Source organism: Hyphomicrobium sp., assembly GCF_019744875.1.
In the GTDB taxonomy this organism is placed as follows: domain Bacteria; phylum Pseudomonadota; class Alphaproteobacteria; order Rhizobiales; family Hyphomicrobiaceae; genus Hyphomicrobium_C.
The window spans coordinates 1-23,537 of record NZ_JAIETU010000017.1 but is presented as its reverse complement, the minus strand read 5'-3'; the positions used below and the strand labels follow the sequence as shown (position 1 = coordinate 23,537).

19 protein-coding genes and 2 pseudogenes are annotated in these 23,537 nt (G+C 59.9%); 5 read left to right on the top strand and 16 right to left on the bottom strand.

Going from position 1 to position 23,537, the window contains the following annotated elements; genetic code table 11:
- Both K2Y42_RS19730 and K2Y42_RS19725 read right to left on the bottom strand, forming a co-directional pair.
- A complete protein-coding gene (locus tag K2Y42_RS19730; protein WP_291156023.1) occupies positions 1 to 1,809 on the bottom strand; it encodes a DUF3141 domain-containing protein in 1,809 nt (602 codons plus the stop codon).
- A 12-nt stretch (positions 1,810 to 1,821) separates the two neighbouring features.
- Positions 1,822 to 2,118, bottom strand: a complete 297-nt coding sequence (locus tag K2Y42_RS19725) for a DUF5676 family membrane protein (protein WP_291156020.1) — start codon at positions 2,116 to 2,118, stop codon at positions 1,822 to 1,824.
- Positions 2,119 to 2,376: 258 nt separating this feature from the next.
- Here K2Y42_RS19725 and K2Y42_RS19720 point away from each other — a divergent pair, with 258 nt between their 5' ends.
- Entirely contained in the window at positions 2,377 to 2,781 is a 405-nt protein-coding gene (locus K2Y42_RS19720) for a MerR family transcriptional regulator (protein WP_291156017.1), read from the top strand.
- A 277-nt stretch (positions 2,782 to 3,058) separates the two neighbouring features.
- Here K2Y42_RS19720 and K2Y42_RS19715 read toward each other — a convergent pair whose 3' ends face one another.
- From K2Y42_RS19715 to K2Y42_RS19650, 14 genes and pseudogenes are all read right to left on the bottom strand, one after another.
- On the bottom strand, positions 3,059 to 4,363 hold the full coding sequence (locus K2Y42_RS19715) for a hypothetical protein (RefSeq protein WP_291156014.1): 1,305 nt from the start codon (positions 4,361 to 4,363) through the stop codon (positions 3,059 to 3,061).
- A 251-nt stretch (positions 4,364 to 4,614) separates the two neighbouring features.
- A pseudogene (locus K2Y42_RS19710) lies at positions 4,615 to 4,737 on the bottom strand (cupin domain-containing protein); the annotation flags it as partial.
- Positions 4,738 to 4,892: 155 nt separating this feature from the next.
- On the bottom strand, positions 4,893 to 5,573 hold the full coding sequence (locus K2Y42_RS19705) for a DUF6629 family protein (protein ID WP_291156011.1): 681 nt from the start codon (positions 5,571 to 5,573) through the stop codon (positions 4,893 to 4,895).
- Between the two features lie 193 nt (positions 5,574 to 5,766).
- Complete coding sequence (locus K2Y42_RS19700) at positions 5,767 to 6,876, bottom strand: ABC transporter permease (RefSeq protein ID WP_291156008.1); 1,110 nt, start codon at positions 6,874 to 6,876, stop codon at positions 5,767 to 5,769.
- 3 nt (positions 6,877 to 6,879) lie between these two features.
- The gene (locus tag K2Y42_RS19695) at positions 6,880 to 8,022 is read right to left on the bottom strand and encodes an ABC transporter permease (RefSeq protein ID WP_291156005.1); all 1,143 of its coding nucleotides are present in this window, start codon (positions 8,020 to 8,022) and stop codon (positions 6,880 to 6,882) included.
- The gene (locus K2Y42_RS19690) at positions 8,019 to 9,749 is read right to left on the bottom strand and encodes an ATP-binding cassette domain-containing protein (RefSeq protein ID WP_291156002.1); all 1,731 of its coding nucleotides are present in this window, start codon (positions 9,747 to 9,749) and stop codon (positions 8,019 to 8,021) included. The genes K2Y42_RS19695 and K2Y42_RS19690 overlap by 4 nt, the downstream gene beginning before the upstream one ends.
- Positions 9,750 to 9,752: 3 nt before the next feature.
- A complete protein-coding gene (locus tag K2Y42_RS19685) occupies positions 9,753 to 10,754 on the bottom strand; it encodes an HlyD family efflux transporter periplasmic adaptor subunit (RefSeq protein ID WP_291155999.1) in 1,002 nt (333 codons plus the stop codon).
- Positions 10,755 to 10,854: 100 nt separating this feature from the next.
- A complete protein-coding gene (ppk2, locus tag K2Y42_RS19680; RefSeq protein WP_291155996.1) occupies positions 10,855 to 11,631 on the bottom strand; it encodes a polyphosphate kinase 2 in 777 nt (258 codons plus the stop codon).
- 55 nt (positions 11,632 to 11,686) lie between these two features.
- Positions 11,687 to 11,830, bottom strand: a complete 144-nt coding sequence (locus K2Y42_RS19675; protein ID WP_291155993.1) for a hypothetical protein — start codon at positions 11,828 to 11,830, stop codon at positions 11,687 to 11,689.
- Positions 11,831 to 12,194: 364 nt separating this feature from the next.
- The gene (locus tag K2Y42_RS19670; RefSeq protein WP_291155990.1) at positions 12,195 to 13,379 is read right to left on the bottom strand and encodes an acetyl-CoA C-acetyltransferase; all 1,185 of its coding nucleotides are present in this window, start codon (positions 13,377 to 13,379) and stop codon (positions 12,195 to 12,197) included.
- A gap of 18 nt (positions 13,380 to 13,397) precedes the next feature.
- Positions 13,398 to 14,708: an MFS transporter gene (locus tag K2Y42_RS19665; RefSeq protein ID WP_291155987.1), complete on the bottom strand. Its 1,311-nt coding sequence runs from the start codon at positions 14,706 to 14,708 to the stop codon at positions 13,398 to 13,400.
- Positions 14,705 to 17,155 carry a heavy metal translocating P-type ATPase gene (locus K2Y42_RS19660; protein ID WP_291155985.1) on the bottom strand — a complete coding sequence of 817 codons (2,451 nt, stop codon included), beginning with the start codon at positions 17,153 to 17,155 and terminating at the stop codon, positions 14,705 to 14,707. Before K2Y42_RS19660 ends, K2Y42_RS19665 begins: the two co-directional genes overlap by 4 nt.
- Positions 17,156 to 17,596: 441 nt before the next feature.
- Entirely contained in the window at positions 17,597 to 18,169 is a 573-nt protein-coding gene (locus K2Y42_RS19655; RefSeq protein WP_291155984.1) for a Spy/CpxP family protein refolding chaperone, read from the bottom strand.
- 438 nt (positions 18,170 to 18,607) lie between these two features.
- Complete coding sequence (locus K2Y42_RS19650) at positions 18,608 to 18,805, bottom strand: hypothetical protein (RefSeq protein WP_291155982.1); 198 nt, start codon at positions 18,803 to 18,805, stop codon at positions 18,608 to 18,610.
- A gap of 386 nt (positions 18,806 to 19,191) precedes the next feature.
- Between K2Y42_RS19650 and K2Y42_RS19645 the strand changes: the two genes are divergently transcribed.
- The 4 genes and pseudogenes from K2Y42_RS19645 to K2Y42_RS19630 all read left to right on the top strand — a co-directional run.
- A complete protein-coding gene (locus K2Y42_RS19645; RefSeq protein ID WP_291155980.1) occupies positions 19,192 to 20,130 on the top strand; it encodes a hypothetical protein in 939 nt (312 codons plus the stop codon).
- A gap of 1,711 nt (positions 20,131 to 21,841) precedes the next feature.
- Positions 21,842 to 22,132, top strand: a complete 291-nt coding sequence (locus K2Y42_RS19640) for a hypothetical protein (RefSeq protein ID WP_291155978.1) — start codon at positions 21,842 to 21,844, stop codon at positions 22,130 to 22,132.
- 736 nt (positions 22,133 to 22,868) lie between these two features.
- Positions 22,869 to 23,264: a FixH family protein gene (locus K2Y42_RS19635; protein ID WP_291155976.1), complete on the top strand. Its 396-nt coding sequence runs from the start codon at positions 22,869 to 22,871 to the stop codon at positions 23,262 to 23,264.
- A 10-nt stretch (positions 23,265 to 23,274) separates the two neighbouring features.
- Positions 23,275 to 23,537 (top strand): annotated as a pseudogene (locus tag K2Y42_RS19630) (hypothetical protein); the annotation flags it as partial.

The window sequence follows — 23,537 nt, the reverse complement described above, 5'->3', positions numbered from 1 at the left end:
TCAATCTCCGTATATGTTCGTGAACGTCCGTTCCTGCGCGGCATCGCGGATCCTGCGTGCCGTATCCCAGAAGGCTGAGATCTCAGCGATCAGTTTGCGCTCCTGCGCCATCAGCGGATGATCGTCCGGAACGGCATGCCGGTTCTTGGCGACCGCGTCTGCGAGCACCGCGAAGGCGCCCATCCAGGGCATGAATTGCTCCGACCAAAGGTAGCTCTTCATCCGCATGGGATGCAGCCACTGTATTGACTGCGCGAGCCACGGGTTGGCGATGGCTTGCACCCAGGGCCTCATGAACGTGCGATAGAATGTCTCGTTAAGCTCCGAGAGCTGCTGCACGCGCTCGAACGTTTTGCGCGGATAGTCGAAGAGCAGATCCTCAACGTTGCGCGGCTCAAAGCGCACGGAGTACTGCTCTCGCTCACAATCCGGGTCGCCCGTCGGATTGTTGATCTTCATCTCGTAGAGGCCGGGTTGGAGCGCCTCGATCTCGGCGAGGTTTTCCAAAATCGCGCGGTGCTCAAAGCGGGCGACACTGGCCGAGACGAAGATGCCGAGATGCCCGACGTGCGGGTTGGTCAGATAGACGATGCGCTGCCCCGCCTTCTTCAGGGCGTCAGTATTCTTGTAGACGGCAGGGACCCACCCGAGTGCTTGGTGCGGCGGCGTGATGTTGTCGCCGTAGGAGGCGAAGATCACGAGCGGGTTCTTTATGGTGGTGAGATCGACGGTGCAGTGGTCGTCGATCCGCACCTGCCCCTGCTCCAGCTTGTTGCCAATGAACAAGTCCTCGACGATTGATACGATCTCCTCCCCGCTCAGCCGGTAGAAGCCATTCCACCAGCGTTCGAAGTCAAGGAAGCGATCGGTCTCGGTGTCGATCTTGGTAAACAGATTGGCGTACTTGTCCCAAACGGCATTGCCCGGTTTGAGGTTCTCGAAGTTCTGAACGAGCCATGCGCCATCGAAACGGTCTTGATTGAGATCGGCGAGGAAATGGGTCAGCCAGACACCGCCAACGAAACCACCCATAACGCGCATCGGGTTTACGCCAGCCTCGCCGGCCCAGTACGACAATGGCGATCCATTCAGAACTGCCGGCCCAACCAGACCCTTGCAGTCGGCAGACAGCAACGTCGCTGCCCAACCCGCTTGACAATTGCCGTAAAGCACCGGTGCCTTGCCGTCGTGGCGAGCGGCCACGTCTTCAACAAAGCGGCGGAGCGCGGCGAGCACGTCGGAGAGCGTTTGATGGGGCGAGGGTTCGGGGAAGAACACGACGAAATAGACCGGGTGGCCGGTGTGCAGCGCCACGCCGACTTCGGACTCGCGCTTAAAGCCACCAAGGCCCGGGCCATGGCCCGCCCGCGGATCGAAGACAATCACCGGTGGCTTGGCCGGGTCGACGCAATCGTCCCAGCAGTCTTCGCCCACCTCGGTGATGCGTAACAGCGCATAGTTCGCCGGGCGCTCGAACTGACGCGCGTCAAGCAACATCTCATATTTAAAGTTGAGGACAGGCGGGAGGCCCGCTCGCTCGTGGTCAAGCATGTTGTTTGCGCGCCGGCGCAAGGTATCGAAGAACAGGATTGTGCGTTCGAGCACGTCGCGCTGATAGGCGAGAACGTCGAAGGGAGACGGTAGGGCCGAGTTCCACAAAGACGGGGCGGCGCTGAAAGCTTCTTTACCCGGCTGCTCTTTATCCCGCCCCATGTGCGACGAGCGCACACCAGCGTGATACGCCGGGGACGTAACCGGCAATGTGGGTCGGGGCGTCTCGAATGCGGATTTCTTCCTTGCAACGGCCATGAGAGTCTCCTGTTACACGCGCTTAGACGCGAAGAAGTTGAACAGCCACCCGAAAAGAAGCGCCGCGTACCAGCCGTAAAAGAAGCTCTCGACAAGGCCGATGAGAAACCCCGGTCCGGTCAGCCAAACGAACCCGGGAAAGATTGTCGGGAAAAGCTCGTGTACCCCCCGCTCTGAGACGAGCAGCCCGAAAAGGACGCAAAGGACAAATGTAATGGCGAAAAACAGGCTGAGACTTAGGCCAACCGCAACCAAGGGAACAGGCACCGAGTACGTCGCCGATGCGGGCTCACGGATGAAGGTTGTCATGCTTGCTCCTCGCTAAATGGCGGGCGGTGTGCATCTGGTGGTGATTGCAAACACTCGCCTGCGCGCTGACTCTTGTTTTCTTCAGACCGATTTGTACCCAAGTACAAGCCACCACGCATTTGATTCAAATCAGACGCTCGCCCCTGGTTTTGTTACAAATTATTGCAGCGTTCGATGCGCTGACGGAACGGCCACCATCTGCGACGCTAGACGTTCCAGCGGTTGGAAGGTCAATCGCGAACTTTGGAGGCTCTAACGATGCGTATCGCTAACGCGGCGCGCCTTTCCGGTGTCTCAGCTAAGCTGATCCGGTATTACGAAAGCATAGGATTGCTGAGCCCGGCCGGCCGGGGCGCGAATGGCTACCGGGTCTTTGACGAGCGCAACGTGCACGAGCTGCGCTTCATCAAGCGCGCCCGAAGCCTTGGTTTCGCCATCAAGCAGATCGGTGAGCTGCTTGGGCTCTGGCGCGATACGAAGCGACCGAGCCGAAAAGTTCGAGTCCTGGCCGAGCGCCACCAGAAGGCCGTCACGACCCGCATGGAAGCACATCGGACGATTATTGACGTGCTGAGCCGCCTCGTTGACGCCTGTAAGGGTGATGACCGCCCAGACTGCCCAATTCTGGATGAGCTGGGCACTGGTAGCACTCGCACACTCTGAATGGCGGGGCGATGTCGCAATCAGAAAACATACTTGAGGTAGCCCTCGGTGGAACTCATCCGCGGAACGTTTGAAAAATGAAATGAGGTTCAAACATTTCGTTGGCTTGATCGCCGCGAAGGGCTCAGCAGCGATTTCGGCATGATGGCCGTCCAAGCCATCTCGCGACTCTTGATTTGACCGCGCACCAATTCCCGACGCGATCGAACGCTGACATCAATTCCCGCTAGTAGGGCTTTTGTGCCGACGCAATTGAATCCGCGCTTTGTGCCTTCGCTCATCGACATGATTTTGCCGGGGCGCCGTCACCGATGAAGACCGGCGCGAAGCCGCCGCCTGGAGTGCGAAGGTTGGTGGTTTGGCCTTGATACAACCGCGCGGCAACCAGCTCCACCTTGCCGTCGTAGGTGTAGCTGCGCAAATCGGCCTTCATCGTCCGCAACGCGCCATCGATAGCAATGGTCCGAGCACTGGGCGGCACTATTTCCTGGGCCACATAGGGCGCCGGCCCATTCAGGATGTCACTCCACACCTTGCGCGTGATCTTGTCGCCACGATAGGCCGCCTTACCACCGAAACCCGCGCTCGGCTTGAAGAATAGCTGGTTGCGGCGAGTCCAACACGCGTCGGCGTTGTTGGGCGTTAGCAGCACCGTCTGGGGGATGCCGCGCAGCAAGGTGGAGATCACGCCGTCCGCCACACCCCATTTCCGCAGCGTATTCTCGTCCGTTAGAAGGGTGAGGTTCTGCTTGTTGGCAACAAGAGCATGAACCCTTGGCGAAGGTGTCACGAGAACATCGCCTGCCAAATAGGCCGCTCGCAACATCTTGCTCTCGGGTTGTTCGAAATAGAAATCCGTAAGCCGGTTGTAGACGAGGTCGATGCGCTTTTCTCCGCACCACAGCGCATTGTCGCAATGCGATAGATCCTCGGGCGCTGCGATGACGGCTGCAATGCCGTGCGCCTCAAATAGCCGCTGGAACAGCACAAATTCCGGATATAGATATTGCTGCCCCGGTGATTGGTCGATGATCGCGATCGAGCGGAGCGGAGCCGCGCGACCTTGCCGTTGCCACTCCATTTCGAAGTTGGACATGAATTTGGTGAGGAGCGCGCTCAGGTTGAAATGCATGGCGGCGCCCACTGCCATGTCTCTGCAGCAAGCGCGCTGTGCCTGCAAGAGGTAGGCATTGATCAATGCCCCACCGGCGTTGGTATTGATTTCGATGAGCCTTGGTCCGTCGCGCTCCAGGTGGAAGTCATAGCCCATGAAAACGCCGACGGGACCCGGCTGGAACCGAGCGATCTCGGGCGCATGTTCGAAAACGGCTGACTGGTACGATGGTCGGCTCGCGACAGCCTCGATGCTGCTGATGATCTCCTGCATGCGCTCAGCATGAGCGGCGGAGAGAAACATCGGCTGTGCGGATAACAGAAACGGATGAGTCACCGCGAGGTCGTGACAAAAGGCCGGGTCCCCGACAACTTGCTCGAAGGCTCGGCAAAGCTGCTCCCGATCGAGCGTGATGCACGTGCAGTCAGCGTTGAGTCGTTCGATCTCGTGCTGCGTCTCGATGCTCATGACTACCAAATCCGGTTACGTTTTCGACAGCGTAGAGAATGCTACAGATCGACCTCCTCACGGTCCAGTCGGCCTCAATGGCCGAAATGCCAAATCATCTGTCGTCACCAGGCAGCCGATACCTTCTCTCAAATTTGGCATCGGCATTGACATCGGCATATCAGCCGACCGCCTGCTTCCAGAGCGGCAGGATGAACTTCTCGTGTGTGCCGGGCGGGTTCGCGGCAAGTGTGGCTCTTGCGCCCGCAAGGCTATGAATGTGGCGGTTCAAAGCCGTCAGGGGCGAGTTCGAAGCCCGCAAATTCGAAGGCTGGGGACACCGTGCATCCGACCAGTGTCCAGTCTCCGAGTGACTGCGCCTGCTGCCAATGACCCAGAGAACCAGTACACGATGAAGGCAACCGGCCCCATGTAAAGCGTGACCAAAATCCAGCCCCACTTCGTCACCTTCATCTCAGGCGTGCGGATAGTTAAATCCCGCCCAATGTAGATTGCGGACAAGGCGGATCGCGAGCCGTAGGCGATTTTTTCAGTGTACCGTTTCGGTGTCCCTCGCAGGCCCGGGTTCGTCAAGAACCATGTAAACAACATAAAGCGACATCAGGGCCCCGCCGAAGCAGAATACCGAGATATACGCAAATTTGAAAAATAGGTACGTTATGGCCACTACAATTGCTATCAGAACGCCGAAAAGCTGAGCGTGCCGATCCGAAGATGACAGGAGCGGGACGATGATTACGAAGAGATAGATCGCATACGTGAATTCGCGCCGCACAATGTAGTCAAAGAGCACAGCCCCCTGATAGCTGATCGCATTTGGAAAGAATTTTGTTACCAACCATCCGTCATGCGCGAAATAGGGGAAGTATTGCATGGCGCCGAGCATGCCGCCCATAATGGCGAAGATCAGATAGATGTATCGTCGGCGGCATGGCTCCAGGAAGTATGTCGAGAACGGAACCCAGACAGGCCAGGCTAGCCACGAAAAGAACATGTAAGCCAATGAGTACCGCTGGACCATGCTGTCGCTGGAGATGGCGTTGCCGGTCCAGACGAGACCCTCGAAGAGCTGCTGTAAGCCGAAGAACAGCGGCAGCGCGGCGATCGGCAGGTAGTTTTGATTTGTATGGTACGCTCTCTGGATTGCGAAGCCGCCGGCAGGCAGAAGAACCGCGGCGGCCGTGTAGCTGGCTTCTGCCGAAAAACACATGCAGAGTTCTCGCCCGTGTTAGTCGCTGCGGAGCTTGTTGCCCCAATAGACTGGCCGTCCGCTGGCAGCGTTGGGCGCTGGCGACATAGAGCCTCACCTCCACGCGCTTGTCCAGACTTGGGGTCTCCGATGGATGTCGCGAGTTACCTGAGGCGCACCGATATCGACCGCGCTCTGACAAATCCCAAGACACCTACGCTGTCTTGTGCCGAAAGAGCCAGGTTGCAGCGGAAAGTGTCGCCGCTGCAATTAGGGCCAGCGGCCAGAGGTGAGCCGCGATCACGTCGATAGGCAGATCCTTCAAGAACGCGCCTTTCGCGATGACAACGAAATGCCGAACCGGGTTCACGAGTGTCAACGTCTGCAGCCAGTCCGGCATGTTCGAGACAGGGGTGGCATATCCGGAAAGAAGTATTGCTGGAGCGAGAAACATGAAGACCCCAATGATGGCCTGCTGCTGGGTCGAGGACAGTGAGGAAATGAACAGTCCGATTCCTATGATGGAGAGGAGATAAACGATCATCGCGCCATAGAGTAGCACCATCGATCCTTCCATCGGGACGCCGAGCACGTACATGGCGATCACCATGATGATGGTGGTTTCGGCGATAGCAATTAGCAGCGCCGATAAGGCTTTGCCGGCGAGAATTTCCAACGACGTCAGGGGTGAGACGAGGAGTTGCTCGAAAGACCCGAGCTCCCGCTCTCGCGCGACCGATAGGGCGGATACCATCATGCCAACGGTGGTCGTGAGGACCGCGAACAAGCCAGGCACCGTCGACCACAGCGTATCCGAATTGGGGTTGAACCATGTGCGCGCCACCACAACGCTAGGCGGACCGCGAAGGCCGGCTCCCTGGGCGATCTCCGCATTCAGACGATCGATGATCTCGACCGCGTAACCTTGGGTAATTTGCGCCGCGTTCGAACTGCGGCCGTCGAGAATGAGTTGGACCTTAGCCGGCTGCCTGGCCGAAAGATTGCGGGAAAACTCTTGCCCGATGTGCAGGACCGCGAGCGCGGTGCGAGAGTCGATTGTCGGCGCAATGTCGGTCACACCCTGGAGGCGTATGACCTGCGAGAACTGGGGCGAGCCCTCAAAACGCGAGATAAGCTCGCGCGACAGGACGCTACGGTTCTCGTCCAACACGGCAAGCGTCACGTTCTTAACCTCTTGCGTCGCGGCAAAGGAAAAGATCAGCACTTGGATCATCGGTGAAATTAGGAGGATGATCCGATTGCGACGATCGCGCCAATTGGCGAGAAGCTCTTTGACGATCAGCGACCACAGGGAAGAACGCATGGTTCAATCGAGCCTTGTTTTGGTCTTGACGGCAGTCAAGGTGATGTAGACGACGGCAATAACCGCCATCCCGGCGAGGTTCGGCCAGATGACGCTCCACACGTCGCCGGCAAGGAAGAGCGTTTGAAGGCCGGAGACAAAGTATCTTGCGGGAACTGCATAAGAGATGATCCGGAGCGGCAAGGGCATGCCGGCGATCTCGAACACGAAGCCCGACAGAAAGAAGCTCGGCAGGAACGCCGAAATCAGCGTGCTCTGGGCTGCGACGAGTTGATTGCGAGCCAGCGTGGAGATCAAAAGGCCCTGGGCCAATGCCGTGGTGAGGAACACGGCCGTCATGAGCGCGAGCACGGAGAACGAGCCACGGAAGGGAACACCGAACAGGAAGAGGGCCGTGCCGGTCGCTAGGGCCATGGTGATCATGCCGAGAACGAAATAGGGAATGAGCTTGCCTGCCAGGAGGTCGATGATGCCTACGGGCGTCGCGAGAAGCGCCTCCATCGTGCCGCGCTCCCATTCACGCGCAATCACGAGCGCCGTAAGGAGCGCGCCAATCAGCATCAGGATGATCGCGATCGAGCCCGGTACGAGGTAGTGATGGCTGGCGATCTCGGGGTTGAACCAGACACGCGGTTCAACTGAGATCGGGAAAGTCATGCGCTCGCCGCGCGTGATCGCCTCCTGGATGAGCCAGTTGCCCCAGGCACCCTGGAGGTAGTTGCGCACCAGGGTCGCCTTGTTCGGGTCACTGCCGTCGACGATGACCTGGATGGGCGCGCGGTCGCCGCGCGCGCCCTGCGCGGAAAAGGCGGATCCAAGAACGACGATCCCATCGATCCGTCCGGCGACGAGGTCACTCTCAAAGTTACGCCGATCACGAGCCGTGCGCGCTGCAAAGAGGGACGAGTTCGTGAGCGAGGCCGTGAAGCTGCCCGTCTCCGGCGTGGGATCCTCGATGACCAGGCCAATTTCGATACGCCGCGCATCGAAGGACACGCCGTAGCCGAACAGGAAGAGGAGGGTCAGAGGGAGGACAATCGCGATGATGACCGTACTCGGGTCACGTAGGATCTGGCGCGTCTCCTTGCGGATCAGCGCAATGATGCGGCGAAGGCGATCTGCGGACGCGGCCTCCGGCACGCTCATGCGGCCACCTTTTTGTCGTCAGCCTCGACGAGAGCGATGAATGCATCCTCAAGCGTTGGGTCGGGAAGCGCGTGTGTCCGTACGCTGTCCTTCAGATCGTCCGGAGTTCCGGCCGCAATCACGCGCGCACGATAAACGAGCGCAATGCGATCACAATACTCGGCCTCGTCGAGAAAATGCGTCGTCACCATCACCGTGACGCCGCTCTGCACAAATGCATTGATATGGGCCCAAAATTCCCGACGTGTCAGCGGGTCGACGCCCGACGTCGGCTCGTCGAGAAAAAGGACCGGCGGCTCGTGCATGACCGCGCAGCAAAGCGCCAAGCGCTGCTTAAAGCCGGCCGGCAGCATTCCCGCGTTTGTGTTCAAGTACCGTTGTAGACTGAATGCTTCCGTCACCCGCTCGACGGCGCGCCGGCGCCTTGCGCCAGCAAGGCCATAGACACCGGCGAAGAATGCGAGATTCTGGGCGACGCTAAGGTCTCCGTATAGCGAAAACTTCTGCGCCATGTAGCCGAGCCTATTCCGCGCTGCGGACGTCTGCACCGCGACGTCGAGACCAGCGACACGCGCCTCGCCTGAGGTCGGGCGCAGGAGGCCGCACAGCATCTTGAATGTCGTCGATTTCCCGGCACCATTTGGCCCTAGCAGACCGAAGATCTCGCCCCTGCCGATCGAGAATGAGATCCGGTCGGCTGCCGTAAAAGAACCGAACCGGCGGGTCAGCTCCTTAGCCTCCACCACTGGGCCCGCATCCGGCTTCGCTCGACGCGTACCCGCGGCAAGGCGAGACACGGCAGGGGTGGCACTGCCAAGGAGGTTGACGAACGCATCCTCGAAGCGGGGCGGCACTGGGGTGACCTCAACTTGTGACACGCCTTTGAAGTCTTCGGCCGAAAGCGGTGCCGCCCCAGCCGCCATGACGATGCGAACGTTTGCGCCCTGGATCACGCCGTCGATGACGCCGGGCATCTTGGCGGCGGAGGCGAGAACCCCCCGGCGCCCCTCTCCGGCATTGCGGACGTGAAAGCTGCGCCCGACCATGCGGTTTGTGAGCCCAGACGGCGAGCCTTCGTAGATCAACCTGCCGTCATTCATTAGGAGCACCCGCTCGCATCGCTCCGCCTCGTCGAGATAAGCGGTGCTCCAGACAACGCCAATGCCTTCATCGGTGAGCGTCCGAACCATGCGCCAGAGCTCGCGGCGCGAGACTGGATCGACGCCAGCGCTCGGCTCGTCGAGGAGCAGCAGGCGCGGAGTCCGAATGAGCGCGCAGGCCAGCCCAAGCTTCTGCTTCATGCCTCCAGAAAGCGCACCCGCGAGGCGGCCCCCGAATGGAGCAAGGTTTGTGAAGGAAAGAAGTCGCTCGAAGGCCGCGCGCCTCTCTTCACCCACAACAGCGCGGAGGTCGGCATAGAGCGTCAGGTTCTCGATGACCGTCAGATCCTCATAGAGGCCGAACCGCTGCGGCATGTAGGCTACGAGATCGCGCACCTCGGCAGCCTCCGAGAGAGGGTCGCGCCCGCAGACGCTGAGCGTGCCCGAATCGGCTTTGAGCAAACCCAGGATCAAGCGAAGCAGCGTGGTCTTGCCCGCGCCGTCCGGGCCCGCAAGCCCCGTGATCCCTCCGCCCATGATTGCGGTCGTGATTTCGGCGACCGCCGGATGGGGCATGCCATCGAACCGTTTCACGAGCCGATTGAGTTGGACGAGTGCCTCGCTCATGGCTCAGCTTTCCTTCCCACTCTTCACCAGAGCCGTGACCGGCATTCCTTGGAGAAGTCCCGCCGTATCTCCCTCGACCACGATACGGAGCCGGTAGACGAGGCTCGTGCGCAGTTCCTTGGTCTCGACCGACTTTGGCGTGAACTCGGCGACTGGCGAGATGAAGCCGATCTGCCCCCGATAGATCTTCCCCCCGTCCGTTTGCACCTCCACAGACATCCCGGGGAGAATGCGTCCAAGGTCAGGCTCCGCAACATAGGTGCGCACCCATACGGGTGAGGTGATAGACACAGCATAAACCGTCTCGCCCGCACCGACGATGGCGCCAGGCTCGCGGACACGCGTCAGCACCACGCCCTCATTCGGGGCACTCAGATCGGCGTCGGCCAACCTGCGTTCCGCCTGTGCGAGCGCCGCATTCTCGGCCTCCTGCTGTGCCTTGGCTGCATCGATGTCCTCGCGTCGCGGTCCGATCTCGGCGAGCTTCAGGGTCTCCTGCGCCGATTTAAGCGCCGCTCGCGCCTGCTCGGACGCAGCGGTCGCCTCATCGTGCCGCTGGTGGGGAGAAACGCCACGACCCGCGAGGTCTTGTTGCCGGTTCAGCGTCGCCTCGGCTAGCGCGACTGTGGCCTCACGCTCGGCGACGACGGCACGTGCTTGGGCAATCTCCTCAGGCCGGGTACCATTCTCGAGCCTCGTAACGATGGCGGTTTGAGCAGCCACCCGAGCACGCGCCAGGCGCACCTCGTCGGCAAAGTAGGACTTGTCAAGCGAGGCGACGATCTTGCCGGCGTCGACCCGATCGCCCTCATCGACCTTCATATCGGCAATTCGGCCAGCGACCTTGAATCCTAAGTTGACCTGGCGGACGTCGACGTTGCCCTGCAGGACGATGACGCCGCTGTCATCGGATTGAAAGCCAAACAGTCCGCCCCACGTTGCAAGTCCAAGAGCTAGAATGGCCAGACCGATTCCGAGCACTCGTCGATCGCTAAATAGGCTCATGGCCCCCTTCTCCTATCCATAAACGCGCAGCAGCCTAATGTAGGTGGACATCAGGGCTCGAGACGAATCTTTGTTCTGGCGCAAAAGCGAACCCCTTTTTTCATTCCGCTATCATGCCGGTCTTCAGATGGCGCTCATCGAACAGAAACACGAGATTGGGATCCGGCAACTCCCCATGACGGTTCTTGCCGTGAAACTCACAGCGCGAAAGAAGATCGCGGATGACATTCAACCTTGCCGCTCGCTTATCGTCTGCCCGCACAATGATCCATGGGGTAAGCACGCCATGGGTCTGCGAGAACATCGCATTCCGAGCTTTGGAATAGTGCTCCCAATGCTTTGTCGCTTTGGCATCGATCGGACTTAGCTTCCACTGACGAAGCGGGTCCTTCCTGCGGCGCGTTAGGCGCTTTTCCTGTTCCTCGCGACCAATGTCGAGGTAATATTTGAGGATCGTGAAGCCGCAATGCACGAGCAATTGCTCGAACATCGGCACGGTCTTCATGAACTCCTCATATTCCTGCTCGGTGCAAAAACCCATTACGCGCTCAACGCCTGCGCGGTTGTACCAGCTGCGATTAAAGAGAACTGTCTCGCCGGCTATGGGGAGATGCTCAACATAACGCTGAAAATACCAGGCCTTACGATCGCGATCGGAGGGCGCGCCGAGCGCAACGACGCGCGTCTCGCGCGGGCTAAGGTGCTCGACGATACGTTTGATCGTTCCGTCCTTGCCAGCGGCGTCGCGGCCCTCGAAGATCAAGAGAACCTTCTGCCCGTGCTTGATGACGTGTTTCTGGAACTTCACGAGCTCGATCTGAGCGCGGTGAAAGGCTCCCTCGTAATCCACGTCATCGTCTTTCGGTGTGTGAGTCATCCTCTCAAACTCCAATTGAAACGAGAGCGGCTTTCAGCGGAGTCTGCCGCGGATCTCAGCGATTGCGATGGTCGTAAGTGAACTTGAGAGTGATCGGTTGCCCGGCCTCCGGCCGCTTGATCGCGAGCACGATTATGTAGAGGTCGCGGGTTCGCAAGTTGAAGTAAGCACCATAAGTAATGGCCCCCGCGATGGTCATGGGCTCGAGCGCCTTGGTGGGGCCCCCGACGCCTAGTGCCGATACCTGCGCAGTTACAGTGGCGTCTGTAATCCTTTCCCCGCTGCTGGCGTCAAATACTGCGGCCACGAGGTGATACTGATACCCGCCATCCCTCACTCCGCCGTGCATCGGACCCTGAGGCTGGGTCGGCTCGTGACCCTTGGTGATCTCTGCGGGAACCACACCGAGGTATGCCGCGACCCCCGAAGCACTCTGGTATAGGCCATCGGCCGCCGCACTCGCAGCGCCACCGCAAGGAGCTGTTCCGAGCAACGAGCCAACCACCAGGACAACGCGCCGATTCATGAACATTGGGTACCTTGTAGTTCCCGGTGAGATCGCGTCATGACCGTTCGAGTGCCAGCGCTATGCCCTGGCCGCCACCGATACACAGCGTGACGAGACCGCGTTTGATGCCGTCGCGGCGCATCGCATGAAGAAGCCGCGTTGTCAGGACCGCCCCGGTTGCCCCGATCGGATGACCATGGGCGATGGCGCCGCCCTCGACATTGACGATGTCTTCAGGCAGACCGATCTCCTTGATCAACGCGATCACGATGGCGGCGAAGGCCTCGTTCACTTCCGCGCGCTCGACATCGCCGACGCGCCAGCCCGCGCGCTCGAGCGCTTGCCGGACCGCGGGTACGGGCCCGAGACCAAACATGCCGGGATCCACCGCGCCAACGCCGTAGGACACGAGGCGAGCGAACGGCTCTAGGCCGCGCTTTTCAGCCCATTTGCGGTCGGCGACGACCAGAGCGGCTGCGCCACTGTTGAGACCGGGGGCGTTCCCGGCGGTGATCGTGCCGTCCTTGCGGAATGCGGGCTTGAGCTTGGCCAGCGACTCCGCCGTCGTATCGGGCCGATTGTGCTCGTCCTTATCGAAAACGATAGGTTTTTTTGAGCCTGACACTTCCATGGATACGATCTCGTCCGCGAACCGACCGGCGGCTTGCGCCTCGGCAAACCGTTTCTGTGTTCTGAGGGCCCATGTGTCCTGAGCCTCACGCGTAACTTGGTACTTGGCGACAAGGTCCTCGGTGTGCCATCCGGAATGCTGGTCAGAGAAGGCGTCATTCAGGCCGTCCCGGAGCATACTATCGTAAACCTGCGCGTCCCCCATGCGGTAGCCCCAGCGACCACCTGGCAACAGGTACGGCGCTTGGTCCATGTTCTCCATGCCACCTGCGACGGCGCATGAGACGTGGCCAAGCATGACCTCCTGGGCAGCCGAAGCAATCGCTTGGGCGCCCGAGCCGCAGACCCGGTTCACAGTCATGGCGGGCACTTCAACGGGTAGGCCTGCCGCGCGCATGGCTTGACGCGCCGGGTTCATCTTGGAGCCGGCCTGGACGACCTGCCCCATGACGACAGCGTCCACATCGGACCCTTTCAACTTCGCGCGCTCAAGCGTCTCTTTGATAACTGCCGCGCCGAGGTCCGAGGCCGCGATGCCCCTCAATGACCCGCCATAGGTTCCGATCGCCGTACGTACGGGAGCGCAAAGAACAACATTGGACTGGGGCATGGAAGGATCTCCCGTTTGTTATCGTTCCGAGTTAGGGGTCGCCGCTGAGACGCACGAGCCTTCGCGAGGCGCGACGCCGCTCGGCGGCGCGTGGTCATCCTTAAGGTGTCGAGATAATCCAAACCCTGAAACGGCCGCACCCGCGAGCAGGATCGCGGTCACGACGAATGGTGCCGCGGGTAAGGCCGCAATCGTATAAAGCGATCCGCCGGCGACGGAGCCGAGCGCCTGCCCGAGACTCACGACGGCTGCTTGCTTTCCGAGCCCGGCACCTTTGGTATTGCCACTCTCGAGCGAGGTCCAGTAAGTGAGGACCGGAGACAGGATTCCAGCGCTGGCGGCCACGGCGGCGACCGTCGCAAGGAGAGGCGCGAATCCGGTCATGCGTGGAACGAGCAGAAGCGAAAGGGCCATGACGCCGAGGGCCGGTGCAAAAAGCCATCGGGTCCAGGCCGGCTTGACCCTCGGCAAGAACACGACGGCCTGGACTACGAACATGACCAGGCTGCACGCCGCGAACATCATTGCGACTTGCGCAGGCGCCATGCCGAGTTCTTGATTGCCGCGCAGCGCAAGACCGACCTCGAACACGCCGACTCCCGCCGCAACCAGAAAGCTAATCGCGCGAAGGGGCAGGAGAGTTTGGGTGCTTCCTGAAGAGCTGGATGGGCGCTTTCGTTCTGCGCTCGCTGAAACTTCTGTCGCCTTATTCGGCACGAATAAATGGACCGTTGTGGCCGCGATCAGGGCAACGCCGGCAATAACGAGGAATGGAAGTTCATACGATCGAACGCTCTCTCCTGAGGACGTTGCCTTCGAGAGGGTTGCTAGAAAGCCACTGAGCATCGGCCCGAGCAGGAAACCCGAGATCGCCGCCATACTCACCCACGCGATGCGCCGCGCACGCCATTCATCGCTTCCGCCTTGATCGGCGATCACGGCCGACGCAACCGGAGTGATCCCCGCCGCGAAGACACCGGTAACGAAGCGCTCAACATAAAGCAGGCCAATACTTAGCTTTAGGGTAGCCAAAAGCAGGCTCGCGCCGAAGCCGAAAAGACCAATACACAAGATTATCCTCCGCCCATACTGGTCCGAGAGGCGTCCCCAGACAGGCGCAAATAGAAAGAGGGCAAGCGCGTGAAGGCCCGTCAGAAGACCGGTATGCCGCGATATTTCGACGGCTGCGTTTGGGCCATCGATGACCTGGAGCATCAGAGGCAAGATCGGCAACACGATACCGTAGCCTGCCGAGACCGTAGACACGGCCAGGAGCATCGCTGCCAGTGCCGGGGCAGAAAACTGCGGTTCTGCCCGCGCATCTATCATGCGCGGGCCTCTTCTAAAGCCGGGATCGGGGCTGGGCTGCTGCTTTGCTTGATACCCGACAGCTTTGTGCGCTTGAGCATGAGCGCGTTGATCGCGACCAGTGCCGAGCTGCCCGACATTGCGAGTGCGGCGATCTCTGGGCTGAGCAGGAACGGGTAGAAGATCCCCGCAGCAAGCGGGAAGGCAATGATGTTGTAGCCAACGGCCCACCAGAGGTTCTGGTGCATCTTGCGCAAGGTGGCACGCGACAGCTCGATCGCGCCCACGACGTCGTAGGGATCGCTTTTCATCAGAACGACATCGGCGCTTTCCAGGGCAACGTCCGTGCCCGCGCCGATCGCGAAGCCGACGTCGGCCTGGATCAGTGCCGGTGCGTCGTTGATGCCGTCACCCACCATGCCCACCTTCCTGCCCTGCGCTTGCAGCTCCTTGACCTTCGCCGCTTTCTGGCCCGGCAGTACGTCAGCAAGCACGATGTCGATACCGAGCTCGCGGCCTATGCGCTCCGCTGTTCCTTTGTTGTCGCCGGTCAGCATGGCAACCAGAACACCGCGCTCCTGCAGCTTCTTGATGGTTGCGGTCGCAGTTGGGCGCGGCGCGTCGGCGATGGCGATGAGACCAAGAATCTTCGTGTCGCTAGCGAGATGGACAACGGTCCGACCCGCGCCTTGCAGCCGTTCGGCGTCGGGCTTGAGAAGTCCAACATCGATCTTCTGGGAATCCATCAGCCGGCGATTGCCGAGAAACACCTCCGCTCCCGCGATCATCGCCTTGGCGCCCATGCCTTCGAGATTGACGAAGCTTTCAGCTTTTGCTGTCGCAATGCCTTCCGCTCGCCGCAGAATGGCCTGAGCCAGCGGATGATCTGAGCCAGCCTCGACCGAGGCCGCTGTTGCCAGCACCAGCTGCTCGCTGGTCCCACTTGCCGTGACAATCTCGACCACCTCAGGCTTCCCCATCGTGAGTGTTCCGGTCTTATCGAAGACGATGACATCGAGCTTGGTTGCATCCTCGAGTGCGGAAGCGTTTTTGAACAGGATGCCGTTCATTGCGCCGAGCCCCGTGCCGACCATGACGGCCATCGGCGTCGCGAGTCCCAACGCATCCGGACACGCGATGACGAACACCGTGATCGTAAGCGTGAGTGCGAAAAGAAGCGGCTGGCCAATCCACCAGAACCAGACCACAAAGGTGAGAAGCCCAATAACGACTGCTGCAAGCACAAGCCATTGGGAGGCCCGATCCGCGAGCAGCTGTGCCGGCGCCTTCGAGTTCTGCGCCTCCTGCACCAGCTTGACGATTTGCGCCAGCGCCGTATCGGCGCCGACCTTGGTGGCCGTGTAGCGGAAAGTCCCGCTCTTGTTGATCGTGGCGCCGATGACCGTGTCGCCGGGCTTCTTGTCGACCGGCATCGACTCACCAGTCAGCATCGACTCATCGACCGTCGATCGCCCTTCGATGACTTTCCCGTCTACCGGGATCTTGTTGCCGGGGCGGATCACGACGATGTCGTCCACCGCGACCTCCGCTGTCGGCACCTCAACTTCGCGTCCACCCCGGAAAACGTTTGCCTTTGGCGGCGCAAGATCCAAGAGAGCGCGGATGGCTGCCGAGGCCCCGGCGCGGGCACGCATCTCAAGCCAGTGTCCAAGGAGAATGAAGACGAGCAGCACGGCAGAGGCTTCGTAAAACTGCTCACCATCGAACAAGAAGGTCGCTCCGACAGAGAACAGATAGCCCGTGCCGACGCTGAGAACGACCAGCACCGCCATGTTGAGGACGCCGTTCCTCAGCGCCCGGTAGGCGGCGACGAGGAAAGGCCATACCGGATAGAGGATCGCGCCGCTCGCCAGGAAGAACAGGACGAGATTGAGCTCAAGGCCAAATGGCGGCTTCAATGGCGCGATCTCCATTCCCATCGGCGAAAGAGCAAAGATAGGAATGGTGAAGATGAGGCTGATGAAGAACCGGTTCCGCATGTCGCGGACCATGTCCTGCATATCCATGCCGGCGCCGTGCCCCATTTCATGAGACATAGCGTCCATCTTCTCATGACCGCCATCGTGATCAGGGAGTCGCTTTTGCCCGAGATCGTTCGCGGGAGCGTGGCCGTGCTGTGTTTGGCGGCTTTCACGCTGCATGTCGTGATCACCATGCGTATGGTCGTCGTGTTTCTTCCCTAGAGCAAATTCTTGGCGAGCTGTTTTGCGACCCTCGCATAGATGCTTCGGGTCCAACGCGCCAACACAATGGTGACCGCAGCGCTCGATAGCCTGCTCTATTGCAGGCACATTGATCTGTTGCTCGTCGTATGTGACCGTGGCGCAACCGGAAACAGAGTTGACAGCCGCCGCTCTGACACCGGCCAGCTTTGTCAATTGCCTCTCAACGCCATGGGCTCCGAGAGGCGAAAGAAGATCTCCCACATGCAGATTGACAGTCTTCATCCTTTCGCTCCTTTAGCCGAGGGACACACCCTATTTTCGTAGGCCTGTAAGCCAATCGCTTCACAAAAATGGACCATGATCATCGATGCCGCTCGCACACCACCTCTGTCCGAAGTACTCCGTCTCGCTCTCCTTCGACCGGCCTGCCCTCAGTGAAAGACCATGGCCGCTACGTGGGACACTTCGCACGGCGAAAAAAGATCTCTGCGGCCAGCGCGAGGCATGCGGTCTGGCCTTGTCGCTCAGGTAGGCTTGACGAAAGTGCTTGGCGGCCCACCTGGCAAGACAGTCGGCAATTGCAACACCGACCAGGACCTTGCGGCCCTTGAGGTCGAGAGCTTTCATACCTTCATCTCTCCACATTTGAGCTCTCCCTTTAGACTAACATCATGCAGTCCATGCCAATGAGCAGCTCGTGTGCCGTCTTCTTCTGGTCATCGCTCAGCACGGCATTAGGTCCGCGAGTGCCGGCTTCATCTCCTTCAATGCCCCAACCCTGCTTTCCATGGCCGTGACGTGCAGCTCGAGTCGCCCGACCGGCGACTTGGCATAAATCATCTTCTTCCTGACTTCGCGCGCTGACCGCTTGCCTTCGAGGTTCTTCCTGAGTGCGGCAGCGTAAGTGTCCCAAACGCCGGTCTGGGCTTCTGTGATGGCAAGCTCGGCCTTAAGGAAGGCAATGCGTCTCCGGGAGTGGGCCGCAGCTTCACCGCTACCTATCTTCCCGCCTATCATCGGGCAGCGCTGCATCAACTGCATCATGCCGCTATCCATCGTGCCATCCCCGAACATTCCACCTTTTGGCATCTCGGACGGGCTATTGCCTTTGTCGGCAGGTGCCAGCTCAGATCCAGCGGCCGGCGGAGGAGCAACTTGAGTATGATGCTGTTCACGATCTGCGCCGACTTGCGCGGGCGCAGCCGAAGACGTGTTGCCGAGAAGAATTGATACTGCGGTTGCAATCGAAGCAGGACTTCGGATCGCTGCCATTTTATCGGGCGAGCTGGCTCGCATTTCTCGGTTACCCCCGACGCACCCCTTGCCCGCACAGATTCTCAAGCCAGTCATTGAGGCCTCTACAGTTGGGATCCTAGAAGGCACTTCGAAACACTTAGATTGTGGCCACTGACTGGGCGCGGAGCTGGCGCGCTGGCGCTGTGGAAACGACACCATATCCGTACTTGAAAGCTTGCGGCACCTCGCCCCTCCGATAATTCAGGCAGTCAAACAAGCGATCTGCTCGCACGCTTGTCCGGTTCATAGCAAGCATCGTCTTGCCAATGGTTGATCGGCATCAACGGCGCAATAATTTGTAACGGTCCTGCAATGATCAGCGTCATCGTCGGAGATGTCAGAACTTGCGAATGCAAGGATTGCCAGACACTGTTCATCCTGCACTGCCTCGGCTAACGCCGGCTCGACTCCGCGGGACCTCCTCTTCGCAACCTCACGTTAACCGGCCCGCTGCGAATTGGCATGCTCTCGGCAGGTATTGCTGGAGAATGCCCAGTTGCACAGAAAAGATTGAAAACGCCGAGCTTTGGCGACCCGGACTAAAAGTGTGTATTCCGGCTGCAAGAGATCCTGCAGCCCGACCAGAACAACTTCGTAGTTCGCTTTATTGCGGCGTTGTCTTTTCTCGTTCCACATTGTTACGTACTCCAATCCGGGATTGCGGAGGGCGAGCCATTTCACGCATGGACAGGTTATTCCCTCGGCACCCACGGCGTGCAGATGTTTTTTACTTAGTGGAATTCTGATTTTGTAGAGCTTATGTGGTCAATATCTCTGGTCGACTTTGCCACCGCGCGTATTTTGTGCATTGCTCCTGCCTTGGTCGTTTGCGACGGGTTCTCTAATCGTACAGATACCTCAAAATAATCCCTGCTGGTTCTTCGCCACAAGACGCGGACCCGCCGGCCCCATCCCAACATGCTCCCTGAAAAGAAGAGGATGGCATCGCATGCGGCGCCGCAGAGCGGCTTTGCAGAGGGCAAGGCAGCTCCAGCGGCTCAAACCGCAACGATGGAGCCATCATGCAAAAATCCAACATCCTTCAGGAGAGCCCTGCACGCACCCAGTCCAACACACACGTCCCCGCGCAAGCCAAAGGCACCCGCATCCTTGAGGCGGCCCAGCTGCTTGTCCCGCTCCTCGAGCAGGGGACCAAGATCGAAACCCACGCCCTGCGCGATACGATGCGTAGCGTATTTCAGGCAAACAACAATGAAGGCCTATGGCAATGGAAGGATGCGTGCGAGGCCTGCGAAGCCGCACTCATCATCTTCCTGCAGACGTACCTTCCCGCCATGCGTCAAGGCGCCGGCGCGCCGCGCAATATTCTGCCGATGCTGCGCTCCCTTGCCGATCTCATCCCAACGCACACCCGCCGCTCGGAAGACAGCCAGGCCTTCCAGCAATTCTCCACACCCCTCGAACTCGCCTTCATCACCGCCGAGGCCGCCGCCATCACTGAGACGGACAAAGTGCTCGAACCCTCAGCCGGAACCGGCATGCTGGCTGTTCACGCGCACGCCCTGCAGGCCAAGCTCGTCCTCAACGAGCTTGCTGCCACACGCGCCGATATGCTGGCCGCATTGTTCCCCAACGCGCCTGCTCCGATGACGCGCTCTCCGGCCGTCAAGGATTTTCTGACCTCCAGCGATTTCCGTCAGCCCTCCCGCGGCCGGCGCGCCGCCGCACCGCATACGCCGCTGATCGTGGCCATCAACAACAAGCTCCAGGCTTTGACCCGAAACCCGCCGGGGAGGCCGCCGCATGAATCTCATCAAACACAGCTACGGCGGCCGCAAAACGGCGCGCACGATGGCAAGCGCGTTTCTCATGATCGTTACGAACTCGCCATATCCCAGGCCTGTATGGCCGGCTGGCAGCACTGTGCCTTTTGGGGCCGCTGCCTTTGCGCCGTGCCCGGCTGTGAGCACTACCTCTACGGATCGTCCATCAACCGTTGACAGCAGGAATCATCCTAGCGACCACCAAAACCCCGCCTCGCCCGTCACGGAAAGACTGGCCCAGCATTCACTGGCCCAACGGCATGGAAACCCGCCCGCTGGTTCGCTCCATCCTCGCCGGTCTGGGCCTGACCGTCATCACGGATACGCTTGAAAAGTGCTCGTTTGGGAGATCGTCAAAACGCAGTGCCCGGATGCCGCGCCTTCTCTCCCGTTCTGTCAGTCGCTCCAGGCTCAGCATCGACGCAAAACGATCAACCGCGGCAAGGATGAGATCATACTGCACGTCTCGCAGGCGCGAGATTGCGGCCGTGATCTTGCCTACGCGCGTGGCGGAGACTATCTCTACTCTGGGGCGCTGGATCCGCGCCCGCCGAGGCAGTGCGCATGAAGCTCGTTCGCACCATCCTTGCTGTTTTTATCAGCGCGGGGCTCGCTCTGGCGCCGGTGCAAGCTGCGTATGGAATGCGCATGGTGCCGATGACGTCCATGGAAAATGCGGCCGACGCGACACCGCTGACCGATCAAGAATGTTTCTGTTGCGACGTCAACGTCCGGTGCCCCGTGAATCCGGTGCCCCGTGAACATGTGCGCTACGCACTGCGTGCAACCGGCCCCGGCTTCCGATTTCACCTTCGGTCTGGCCCTAACCCGCTACGCGCTGCGTGGTTGCGTGCCATACTTGCACGACGGGCTCAATTGGCAGCCCCCTACTCCGCCTCCTCGAGCTTGATCCTTCACACATGAAAAATGCGAGCGGCGACGCTCGGCATTGACGCTGCGCAGCTCGCCGCTGCGCGGCGAGTGAAGACCTTCCAAACTCTGGAGTAACAACAATGCTGAAATCTTTAGCCGTTGCCTTGGCATTGGCCTCGGTGGCCATTGCGGGCTCCGCCGGGCTGGCGCAGGCGCACTATCAGCCAGGTAAGCAGTGCGCAATGCCCATCACGAAGGGTGGTTGCACAATATGGATACCGGCGCCGCAGCCGGGTCCGACGCTGCCCAAGCCGCCACGCAAGTAGCTGCCGGTACGCCAGGCCCGTGGCCAAGCTGCGGGCCTGGCGCGCAGCGCGGCTCAAGTCTGCGCGGCCAAGTCATTCAAAAACTCGGGAGTAATAGGCAATGCTGAAAACTCTAAAGATCACTTTTCTCGTGAGCACGCTAACGGTCACGGGATTTGAAGTAGTAACGCAGGCTCACCACAAGGTTGGGCACTGCATACCGGGCATCTTCAGTGTAGGGTGTCCAGTAACGCCGCAGGTACCGCAACTACCGAAACCCAGGACGTAACCGCTGATTGGTAAAGCATCGAGCGTGCGTACTCGGCGAGTGCAAATTGCCGACTGAGATCAGCTGTGCAGTGATGCGGGAGATCAATGTGGAGGGATGGCCGAGGAGACGATAGCCGCATTCGGAAGCTCGGCTCTGATTACGCGGAACAAAGGCTGCCTTCTGAACTGCCACGGGGCCTCCAACTGCCACACATGTCCGTTAGCCGACGGATAGCACTCACTTGCCAACCAAATCTCTTCACACGCTCGACGAGCGTTTGTGCCAGACATCGACCTGAACCGCGTATGAACGCAACGTTCGGGTCTGCTTCACGTGCGCTCTTCTTTGCTGGCAGATTGACTGCGGGAACCGGTGGGCACACCGGCAGTAAGTGTGTGCGACGCGCCGGAACGATCAGTCGAGCAAAGGAGATAAATTCATGAACAAGACTATTCTGGCAAGCAGCGTATTGCTGTTGTTGGTGACCACACCCCTTGTGTCTGCATTCGCGCACGACGACTATGACAGGCATACTCGCAATCACCGGAAGCACTACCAGTTCCACAGCGGCGTTGGCGAAACCCATGCGCGCGCCCACGAGGACGGGTTCTATAGCAGGCGAGAACACCGGGCCTATCATCGAGCTCTTAAAGATCTGCACGGAGATTTCCACGAAGATCATCCCAATACGCGGCATGATCATTACCGATCATCCAGCCGCTATCGGTGAAATGTAACAAACAAGGCAGGAGGGCTATCGTCCTCCTGCAGCCATGGCTGGCGACAGCCTCGCCGTGGTCACTTAGTGGCTCTGTGGCCGTTCCGCTTTCCATTGCGGGCGCCGATTGGTCGCTCGCATTTGGCCCGGACCTGCTCGATAGGCGCTGTGAGATTGCTGAAAAATGAATGTTATCCTTCTAATTCAAGATGGAACGTAAAACTCAGGCAATCCATGCTCTTAAGTGAATGAACTCCGGAATTGACGAAACCACGTCCCTACCCCATCATGTCAGGGGCACAAATAGAGTCTTTCATGTCGTTAAGGCGCGCCATCGCTGTGTTGCTGCTGACCGTGGGGTTTACCCTGGGGTCCATCATTGGCGTGACTTTGGCCACTGAGCAGGCCTTCGCTCAGCCCTGTCCAATGCATGATCAGGGCGCGGATAACCCGTGCTGCAAGGGTGATTGCACGGGTGCCATGGCAGGCTGCTCCGTCAAGTGCTCGGTGCCGTTTGGTGCGGCCCTGTTACCGGACACTGCGCAGCTTGTGCAGGGTGCAAGTGCGCAAGTCCTCCTCTGGGATGCAGATGCCTACAACCCGTTTGTAGCTGGGCCTCCCCCACCCATACCCATCGTCTAATCTCCTGATCAATCGCGCGAGTCCGCGGCCGCTTTCCGAGCGCGTCCGCTGCTGATCGCGTGCGCAGCGCATCGCCGTTGCCTTTACATAATCAGGGAAGATTGAGATGAGAACCGACATCAGAGCGCGGCTGCTCGCTGGCCTTATGGTGGCTTCCAGCCCCATGGCAGCTTTCGCAGCGGCTCAGGACTATGCCTTCGAGGCGATCAAGGCCGAGGTGCACAACGGTCCTGGCAGCGAAATCGCTGTTCGGCTCGTCCACAAACCAAGCGCCACCCCGGTCAAGGACGCGATCATCTTTCGAACGCGGCTCGACATGTCTCCTGAGAACATGGAGGGCATGGCGACGAAGATCGAGCCGCTGACCGAGAGCGAGCCCGGCGTCTACAAATTCCGGGCTGACTTCACGATGGCCGGCGGCTGGGCCCTGAAGCTTCAGGCCAAGATACAGAGCGAGCCCGAAACCGTGCAGGGCACCGTCGTCTTCACCGCGAAGGACTGAGGACCTACCCATGCGCAAGTTGGTGTTCGTGCTGGCAGGTCTTTTGATCGTTTTGGTGCCGACCGCGGTCGGGTACCGGATCGGCAAGGGGCATTGGCCTAATTCCTCATCCTTGCAGATAAGCGAGGGCGCGTCTCAGGTTGAGCCTGCTGCCACAATGCCGCAAGCAAAGCGTCGGGTTCTCTACTGGAAGGACCCCGACGGCAAGCCCGCTTATGCGGCCAACCCGGCCAAGACTGCCGACGGCCGCGATTACGTACCCGTCCACGAGGA